At 66.9% G+C, this 9,665-nt stretch carries 3 protein-coding genes; all 3 read left to right on the top strand.

Translation table 11 applies throughout. The features are described from left to right. Positions 1-323: 323 nt before the first annotated feature. The 3 genes from recC to recD are packed head-to-tail and all read left to right on the top strand — an operon-like array spanning position 324 to position 9,537. Entirely contained in the window at positions 324-3,797 is a 3,474-nt protein-coding gene (gene recC / locus F3J44_RS07085) for an exodeoxyribonuclease V subunit gamma (RefSeq protein ID WP_167271394.1), read from the top strand. Continuing rightward, positions 3,794-7,465, top strand: coding sequence for an exodeoxyribonuclease V subunit beta (recB, locus tag F3J44_RS07080; protein ID WP_167271392.1), 3,672 nt, complete (start codon positions 3,794-3,796; stop codon positions 7,463-7,465). Before recC ends, recB begins: the two co-directional genes overlap by 4 nt. Beyond that, positions 7,462-9,537, top strand: coding sequence for an exodeoxyribonuclease V subunit alpha (gene recD, locus F3J44_RS07075; protein WP_167271390.1), 2,076 nt, complete (start codon positions 7,462-7,464; stop codon positions 9,535-9,537). The genes recB and recD overlap by 4 nt, the downstream gene beginning before the upstream one ends. Positions 9,538-9,665 lie beyond the last annotated feature (128 nt).

Raw genomic sequence — 9,665 nt, 5'->3', positions numbered from 1 at the left:
GCCTCGTAGATCACGCGGCCCGTGCCGTCATCACCCGCAAGCTGAAAAACTTGCTTGGCCAGATCAACACAGAGGTTTTCGCACAGATTTACATCTGCACAAGGCGCACAATCGTGTTTCGTCGTAAACTTTTTCATGGTCTCGCCCTCGCTGCCGTTGGCTTCTTAGAACGCCACCGTGGCACTGTGATGCCTCGGCGGGGGCGAGTCCATTTAATTACAGGGGATCGAAACAGGGGATCGAAGCGCGGCGTTTTGCCATCATGGGCAATGATTCTCGTCAGCCATGATATCGTTCCCGCTCATGCCCCCAGAGACTGCCCCATGCCCAACCCAACCTCACTGCACCCAGGCTTCATGATTGTCCACGGCAACCGCCTGGATGACCTGCGTAGCCTGGTGGTGAGCTGGATGCGGCGTTACCCGCTGGCTCCCCTGGAAAACGAAATTGCCCTGGTACAAAGCAACGGCATCGCCCAGTGGCTGAAGCTGGCCCTGGCCGAAGACCCCCAGGACGACGACCAGGGCGGCTGCGGTATCGCGGCTGCCATCGACGTGCAACTGCCGGGTAGCTTCATGTGGCAGCTGTACCGCAAGGTGCTGGGCCGCGAGGAAATTCCGGAAGTTTCCCTGCTCGACAAAGCCCCCCTGACCTGGCGCCTGATGCGCCTGCTGCCCGCGTTGATCGAACGCCCGCATTTCGAACCGCTGCGGCGCTTCCTCACCGACGACAGCGACCTGCGCAAACGCTACCAGCTGGCCGAACGCCTGGCCGACCTGTTCGACCAGTACCAGGTCTATCGCGCTGATTGGCTCAAGGACTGGGCCAATGGCGAGCACATCCTCAACACCGCCCGTGGCGAACGCAAGCCGCTGCCCCCCGGCAACCGCTGGCAGGCCGAGCTCTGGCGGGCCTTGCTGGAAGATGTGGGCGAGCAGGGCATGGCGCAGAGCCGGGCCGGTGTGCATCAACGCTTCATCGATCGGGTCAATGGCCTGGACCAGGACCCCCCTGGCCTGCCCCCGCGGGTGATCGTGTTCGGTATCTCGTCCTTGCCCGCCCAGGCGCTGGAAGCGCTCGCCGGCTTGTCCTGCTTCAGCCAGGTATTGCTGTGCGTGCACAACCCTTGCCGCCACCACTGGGCCGATATCGTTGCCGACAAAGACCTGCTGCGCCACCAGTACAAACGCCAGCAGCGCAAGCAAGGCATGCCGCTGCAACTGGACGACGAGTCCCTGCACCAGCACGCCCACCCGCTGCTGGCCGCCTGGGGCAAGCAAGGCCGCGACTACATCAACCTGCTCGACAGCTACGATGACCCCGGCAGCTACCAGGGCGTGTTCAGTGAGGGGCGCATCGACCTGTTCAGCGACGGCCAGCCGACCACGCTGCTCAACCAGCTGCAGGACGACATTCTCGAACTGCGCCCCCTTGCCGAAACACGCGAGCGCTGGCCCGAAGTCGACCTGGCCAAGGACCGTTCGGTACGGTTCCACGTGGCGCACAGCCCCCAGCGCGAGGTGGAAATCCTCCACGATCAGCTGCTGGCCCGCTTCAGCGCCGACCCCAGCCTGCGCCCACGTGACGTCATCGTCATGCTACCGGCGATCGACACCTATGCCCCGCATATCCGCGCGGTGTTCGGCCAACTGCAACGCAACGACCCGCGCTACATCCCCTTCACCCTGACCGACCAGGGCCAGCGCGGCCGCGACCCCCTGCTGATTGCCCTGGAACACTTGCTCAAGCTTCCAGAAAGCCGCTTCGCCGTCAGCGAAGTGCTCGACCTGCTGGATGTCCCGGCCGTGCGCGCACGCTTTGGCATCCGCGAAAGCGACCTGCCCACCTTGCACCGCTGGATCGAAGGCGCCGGCATCCGCTGGGGCCTGAATGCCGACCAGCGCGCCAGCCTCGGCCTGCCAGGTGGCCTTGAGCAGAACAGTTGGCGCTTCGGCCTGCGGCGCATGTTGCTGGGCTATGCCGTGGGCGTGGGTGAAGGCTGTGATGGCATCGAACCCTACGACGAAATCGGCGGCCTCGATGCCGCGCTGATCGGCCCATTGGTCGCGCTGCTCGATGCCCTCGATGTGGCCAACCAGGCCTTGTCCCAGCCCGCCACTGCCGGCGAGTGGGGCGAGCGGCTGAATGCATTGCTGCAGGTGTTCTTCCTCGCCGAGGGCGAGCACGACGAATTCCTCCTGATGCAGTTGCAGGAATTGCGTGATAGTTGGCTGGAAGTCTGCGACACCGTTGGCCTGCAAGACCCGCTGCCGCTCACGGTGATCCGCGAGGCCTGGCTGTCGGGCCTCGACCAGGGCAAGTTGTCCCAGCGCTTCCTCGCAGGCTCGGTCAATTTCTGCACCCTGATGCCCATGCGCGCGATCCCTTTCCGCGTGGTCTGCCTGCTGGGCATGAACGACGGCGACTACCCCCGTGCCCAGCCGCCGCTGGACTTCGACCTGATGGCCAGCGACTACCGCCCCGGCGACCGCTCGCGCCGTGAAGATGACCGCTACCTGCTGCTCGAAGCACTGCTGTCGGCGCGCGACCAGCTCTACATCAGCTGGGTCGGGCGCAGTATTCGCGACAACAGCGAACGCCCCGCCTCGGTGTTGATCGGCCAGCTGCGCGACCACCTGGCTGCCGGTTGGCACCTGGCCGGCGCCGACAAGCCACAAGCCGGCGAACTGCTGCTGCACGCCTTGACCCAGGAGCACCCGCTGCAACCCTTCAGCGCACGGTACTTCCAGAAAGGCAGTGCCCTGTTCAGCTATGCCCACGAATGGCAGTTGCTGCACAACCCGACGGATGCAGCAGAGCCGCCCGGCCCCAACTTGCCCGCCTATGTCAGCGATGAAGCCCTGACGCTGACCCAGTTGCAGGATTTTTTGCGCCACCCGGTGCGGCATTTCTTCAGCCAGCGCCTGAAAGTGTTCTTCGAAGCGCTAGAGGCCCCGACCCCAGACGAAGAACCCTTCGTCCTCGATGCCCTGCAACGCTACAGTGCCAGCGAAATGCTGCTGGGCGCTGCCCTGGGCGACCCGGACAACGCCGAGCAGGCGCTACAAGCCCAGGCCCAACGCCTGCAGGCCTGTGGCATGCTGCCGCTGGCCGGCTTTGGCGAGCTGTTGCAGGCCGAGTTGATCCAACCGCTGCCCGACCTGCTGCAACGTCATCGCCAGTTGCTGCAACGCTGGCCGACGGTGGTCGAAGGCGCGCTGCCGATACACTTCGAGCACGCCGGCCATCGCCTGGAGGGCTGGTTGGGCCGGGTCTACCAGGCCGAAGACCACAGCCTGTTGAGCATCACCACGGTGCCCAACACCATCAACGCCGGGCGCAACAGCCTCAAGTGGCACCGCCTGATCGCCAGCTGGGTCATGCACCTGGCCGCCTGCGCCGCCGGCTATCCGCTGCACAGCGCGTTGCTGGCCAGTGACGTCACCCTGCTGCTCGGCCCCTTGCCCCAGGCCGATGCCGCCGAGCAGCTTGGCCACTTGCTGGTGTCGCGCCAGGCGGGCATGAATGCACCGCTGCCGGTTGCCGCCAAAACCGCATTTGCCTGGCTCGCCCAGGAAGATCCGGACAAAGCCCTGGCGGCAGCCACCCGAGCCTTCGAAGGCGATGGCCGCACCAGCTTTGGCGAGCGCAGCGAAAGCGTGGCCCTGGCCCGGCAGTTCCGCGACTTTGCCGCACTGAGCGCCGACGAAACCTTCGAAGGCTGGTGCGAAACCTTGTACCGCCCCTTGTTCAGTGCCAACTGGCAGGCCCAGGGCAACCCGGAGAATGACGCATGACCCAGGCCCGTCCCCTGGCATTGAGCTTCCCCCTGCACGGCAGCCAGCTGATCGAAGCCAGCGCCGGCACCGGCAAGACGTTCACCATTTCCGCGCTGTACCTGCGCCTGATCCTCGGCCATGGTGGCGAGCAAGGCTTCGGCCGTGAACTGCTGCCGCCGCAGATCCTCGTGGTGACCTTCACCGATGCAGCCACCAAGGAACTGCGCGAGCGTATCCGCGCCCGCCTGGCCGAGGCCGCGCGGTTCTTCCGCGGTGAGCTGGAAGGCGCCGACCCGTTGCTGCACCAGCTGCGCGACGACTATGCCGAAGACCACTGGCCACGTTGCGCCAGCCGCCTGGAGATCGCCGTGCAGTGGATGGACGAGGCCGCCGTCTCGACCATCCACGGCTGGTGCCAGCGCATGCTGCGCGAACACGCCTTCGACAGCGGCAGCCTGTTCACCCAGAGCCTGGAAACCGACCACAGCGACCTGCTCGGCCAGGTGATGCGCGATTACTGGCGGCGTTTCTGCTACGGCATGCACGGCGAGGCGCTGAACTGGGTGCGTAGCCACTGGGGCAGCCCGGACGCGCTGCTGCCGCGCATTCGCCCTCTGTTTGGCCGGGTGCGTGGCCAGCAGGACGAGCAGGAACCCCAGGCGCTGATCGATACCGCGCTGCAACAACGGGTTGAACAACTGCGCCAGCTCAAGGCCCCCTGGGCGCAATGGGCAGACGCGCTGCAGCAGATCTGCCGCGATGCCGTGGCCGCCAAGCAAGCCGATGGCCGCAAGCTGCAGGCGCGCTATTTCGAGCCCTGGTTCGACAAACTCCGCGCCTGGGCCGCAGAAGAGCAGGCTGTGGAGCTTGACCTCGGCACCGGCTTCACCCGCTTGACCCCAGACGGCATGGCCGAAGCCTGGAAAGCCGGCGAGCCCCCCGAGCACCCCGCGCTGCAGGCCATGCAGCACTTGCCGCAACAGCTGCAAGGCCTGGCCAGCCCCGACGCCCGCCTGCTCGAACATGCCGCCGCCTGGGTGTCGGCACGCTTTGAAGTGGAAAAGCGCCGCCGCGCCGAAATGGGCTTCGACGACATGCTGCTGCGCTTGCAGCATGCCTTGGGCAGCGAGGCCGGCGAGCGCCTGGCCGGGCTGATCCGCGAGCAGTTCCCGGTGGCCTTGATCGACGAATTCCAGGACACCGACCCAGTCCAGTACGGCATTTTCGAGCGCATCTACCACATCGGCGAAAACCGCCCGGACACCGGCCTGTTCATGATCGGTGACCCCAAGCAGGCGATCTACGCCTTTCGCGGTGCCGACATCCACACCTACCTGGCGGCGCGGCGCGCCACCGCAGGCCGGCTGCACAGCCTGGACACCAACTACCGCTCCAGCGAGGCCATGGTGGCCGCGGTCAACCGGGTGTTCCTGCAGGCCGAAGCCCGCGACCAAGGGCGCGGCGCCTTCCTGTTCCGTGCCCACGGCGACAACCCGCTGCCCTTCGTCGAGGTCAAGGCCAAAGGGCGGGGCGAGCGCCTGTTGATCGAAGGTGAAGCCTGCGCGGCCTTGCATTGCTGGCAGCTGGAAAGCGAAGACCCCGTCTCCAGCACCACCTACCGCCATCAGCTGGCCGGCAGTTGTGCCAGCCATATCGTCCAGCTGCTCAATGCAGGCCAACGTGGCCAGAGCGGCTTCGCCAATGCTGCCGGCGAACTGCGCCCGTGCCTGCCCTCGGACATCGCCATCCTCGTGCGCGACGGCCATGAAGCGCAGCTGGTGCGTGCCGAGCTGGCCGCACGCGGTGTGCGCAGCGTATACCTGTCCGACAAGGACTCGGTGTTCGCCGCCCAGGAAGCCCACGACCTGCTGGCCTGGCTCAAGGCCTGTGCCGAACCGGATTCCGAGCGCCTGCTCAAGGCCGCCCTGGCCAGCCCCACCCTGGAGCTGTCGCTGGCCCGGCTGGACCAGCTCAACCAGGACGAACGGGAATGGGAAGACTGGGTGATGCGCTTTCGTCGCTACCGCGACACCTGGCAGCGCCAGGGCGTGTTGCCCATGCTGCGCCACCTGCTGCATGACTTCGAACTGCCGCGCACGTTGATTGGCCGCAGCGATGGCGAGCGGGTGCTGACCAACCTCTTGCACTTGGCCGAACTGCTGCAGCAGGCGGCCGGCGAACTGGACGGCGAGCAAGCGCTGATCCGCCACCTGGCCGAGCACCTGGCCAATGCCGGCCAGGCCGGTGAAGAGCAGATCCTGCGCCTGGAAAGCGACGAGCAGCTGGTCAAGGTGGTCACCATCCACAAGTCCAAAGGCCTGGAATATCCGCTGGTCTACCTGCCCTTCATCTGCACCAGCAAGCCGGTGGACGGCAGCCGCCTGCCGCTGGCCTGGCACGACAGCCAAGGCAACGCGCAGCTGACCCTGACCCCAACCGCCGAACAGATCGCCCTGGCCGACGACGAGCGCCTGGCCGAAGACCTGCGCCTGCTCTACGTGGCCCTCACCCGTGCCCAATATGCCTGCTGGCTGGGTGTCGCCGACCTCAAGCGCGGCAACCAGAAAAGCTCGCAGCTGCACCGTTCGGCACTTGGCTACCTGCTCGGCGGCGGCCTGCCGCTGCCGGCCTCGGTGCAACTGGCTGGCTGGCTGCAGGGCTTGCAGGCGGGCTGCACGCACATTGCCTGCCACGCCCTGCCGCCGGCCAGCGACGATAGCTACCGCGCCCCCCATGACGAACGCGAGTTGCTGGCAGCGCGCAAGCCACGCCGGGCCGCTGCCGAGCATTGGTGGATCGCCTCCTACAGCGCTTTGCGGGTGGGTGAACAGACCCTGGGCGCCGACAGCTCCCAAGCCCAGCAACTGCAGGACGACGAGGTTGTCGATGCCCAGGTGATTCGCGAAGTGCCCGCCGATGGCGGGGATATCCACCGCTTCCCACGCGGCCCGAACCCCGGCACCTTCCTCCACGGCCTGCTCGAATGGGCTGGCCGTGAAGGCTTTGCCGACGTCGCCGGCAATGCCAAGCTGATCGAACGCACGGTCGGCCAGCGCTGCAACCGCCGCGACTGGGCCGGCTGGATACCCACGCTCAGCCAATGGTTGCAGCACCTGCTCAACGAGCCGCTGCCCGCCGGCGGTTCGCCGTTGGCCCTCGCGCAGCTGCAGCACTACCAGATCGAGATGGAATTCTGGTTTGCCAGCCACAACGTCGACGCCGAGCAACTGGACCGCCTGGTGGCCCGCCACACCCACCCCGGCAGCGCGCGGCCAGCTGCGCAGCCCACCGTGCTCAACGGCATGTTCAAGGGGTTCATCGACTTGGCCTATGAGCTGCATGGGCGCTACTACGTGGCCGACTACAAGTCCAATTGGCTGGGCCCGGACACCCTGGCCTATGACGCCCAGGCGATGGAGAAGGCCATTCTCGAACACCGCTACGACCTGCAGTACGTGCTTTACCTGCTGGCCCTGCACCGCCAGTTGCGCGCCCGGCTGCCCGATTACGACTACGACCGCCATGTGGGCGGCGCCCTGTTCATCTTCCTGCGCGGTGCCAGCAGCAGTGGCCATGGCGTTTACCATGCCAAGCCGCCGCGTGAGCTGATCGAAGCCCTCGATACGCTGTTTCGCGGCGAGCACGCCCCCGCGCAGCAAGACCTGTTTGCCGGAGCCGCACCATGAGCCGCACCCTGTACGACCTGTTGCCCACGCCGCTGCATGCCGAGCACTTGCTGGCCCTTGCGCCGCAACACAACAGCGCCGACCTGCTGCAACTGCTCGACCGCTGGGTAGAGCGTGGCTGGCTGCGTGCGCTGGACCGCGCGTTCGTGTCGTTCCTTGAGGAGCGCGCCCCCGGCAGCGACCCGTTGCTGTTGCTGGCGGCAGCCCTGGCCAGCCACCAACTGGGCCATGGCCACGTCTGCCTCGACCTGCAACAGACCCTCGCCGAACCAGACTTCGCCCTGTCGCTGCCACCGGAAGGCGATGCCCTCACCGGGCCGTTGCTATTGCCTTCGCAGCTGTTGGCCAACCTCGGCCTGAACACCTGGCTGCAGCGCATCGGTGCCAGCCCGCTGGTGGCGGCAGGCGATGCCCCGGCCCAACGCTCGCGCCCCCTGGTGCTCAGCGGCCAGCGCCTGTACCTGCGCCGCTACTGGAGCTACGAGCGGCAGATCGACCACACCCTGCGCCAGCGCCTGAACCAGGATGAAGCCACCCCCGCCGATTTGCCCGCACGCCTGGCGCAGCTGTTCGACCAAGGCGCCCTGGCAGGCCAGGTGGACTGGCAGAAACTCGCCTGCGCCCTGGCTACCCGCGCCGGCTTCAGCATCATCACCGGCGGCCCCGGCACCGGCAAGACCACCACCGTGGTGCGCCTGCTGGCGCTGTTGCAGGCCCCGGCGGTGGAGCAGGGCAGGCCGCTGCGTATCCGCCTGGCAGCGCCCACCGGCAAGGCGGCCGCGCGCCTCACCGAATCCATCGGCCAGCAGGTCGAACGGCTGCAGGTCAGTGACCAGGTGCGCGGGCAGATCCCCACCGATGTCAGCACTGTGCACCGCCTGCTGGGCAGCCGCCCGGGCTCGCGGCACTTCCGCCACCACGCCGGCAACCCGCTGCCGCTGGACGTGCTGGTGGTCGACGAAGCCTCGATGATCGACCTGGAAATGATGGCCAACCTGCTGGCCGCCTTGCCGCCAAAGGCGCGCCTGGTGCTTCTGGGCGACAAGGATCAGCTGGCCTCGGTGGAGGCGGGCGCGGTACTCGGTGACCTGTGTCGGGATGCCGAGGAGGGTTGCTACTCCCCCGCAACCCAGGCCTGGCTGGAACAGACCGGCGGCCAGTCGCTGGCCGACAGTGGCTTGAAGCAAGGTGACGAGCGCCAGCACCCGCTGGCCCAGCAGGTGGTGATGCTGCGTTTCTCGCGGCGCTTTGGCGAAGGCAGCGGCATCGGCCAGCTGGCCCGCCTGGTCAACCGCCAGGAGACGAGGGCGGCGCGCGATCTGTTGACCTTGCCGCCGGCCGACGTGTTCGGGCTGGCCCTGCGCGGTGAGCATGACCGCGCCTTCGACCGGCTGATTCTCGATGGCCTGAACCGGGGCGCCGAAGGGCCCCAGGGTTACCGCAGTTACCTGCGCACCATTGGCCGCTTGCGCCCGATGCCGGGCACTGCCTTCGACGACCCGCGCTGGGAGCAATGGGCTGGCAGCGTGCTGCAAAGCTTCGAAGCGTTCCAGCTGCTGTGCGCGGTGCGCAAGGGCGCCTGGGGTGTCGAAGGGCTTAACGAGCGGGTGGCGCGGGTGCTGCACAATGCCGGGCTGATCGACAGCCAGCAGCCCTGGTATGAAGGCCGCCCGGTGCTGGTGACACGTAACGACTACGGCCTGGGCCTGATGAATGGTGACATCGGCATCGCCCTGCGCCTGCCCGACGAGCACGGCGAGCCTTTGCTGCGCGTGGCGTTCGCCCGCAACGACGGCAGTGGCGGGGTACGCTTCGTGCTGCCCAGCCGTTTGAACGAGGTGGAAACCGTGTTCGCCATGACCGTGCACAAGTCCCAGGGCTCGGAGTTCAGCCATACCGCCCTGGTGTTGCCCGATGCGCTCAACCCGGTGCTGACCAAGGAGCTGGTGTACACCGGCATCACCCGGGCCAAGCATTGCTTCAGCCTGATCGAACCGCGCCCAGGCATTTTCGAGGAAGCCGTGGCGCGCAAGGTCCGGCGTATCTCGGGCCTGATGCTGGAGCAGGTCTGACGCCCACCCCTGGTAGGAGCGAGCGTAGCTCGCGATGGGGCGCGCAGCGGCCCCGGTTTTTCCGTTTCGCGGCACAGGATGCCGGGGCTGCTTTGCAGCCCATCGCGAGCTGCGCTCGCTCCTACAGG

Source organism: Pantoea sp. Tr-811 (assembly GCF_011752535.1).
In the GTDB taxonomy this organism is placed as follows: domain Bacteria; phylum Pseudomonadota; class Gammaproteobacteria; order Pseudomonadales; family Pseudomonadaceae; genus Aquipseudomonas.
Note: the sequence above shows the minus strand (reverse complement) of the source record. Positions and strands in the feature narration are given on the sequence as shown.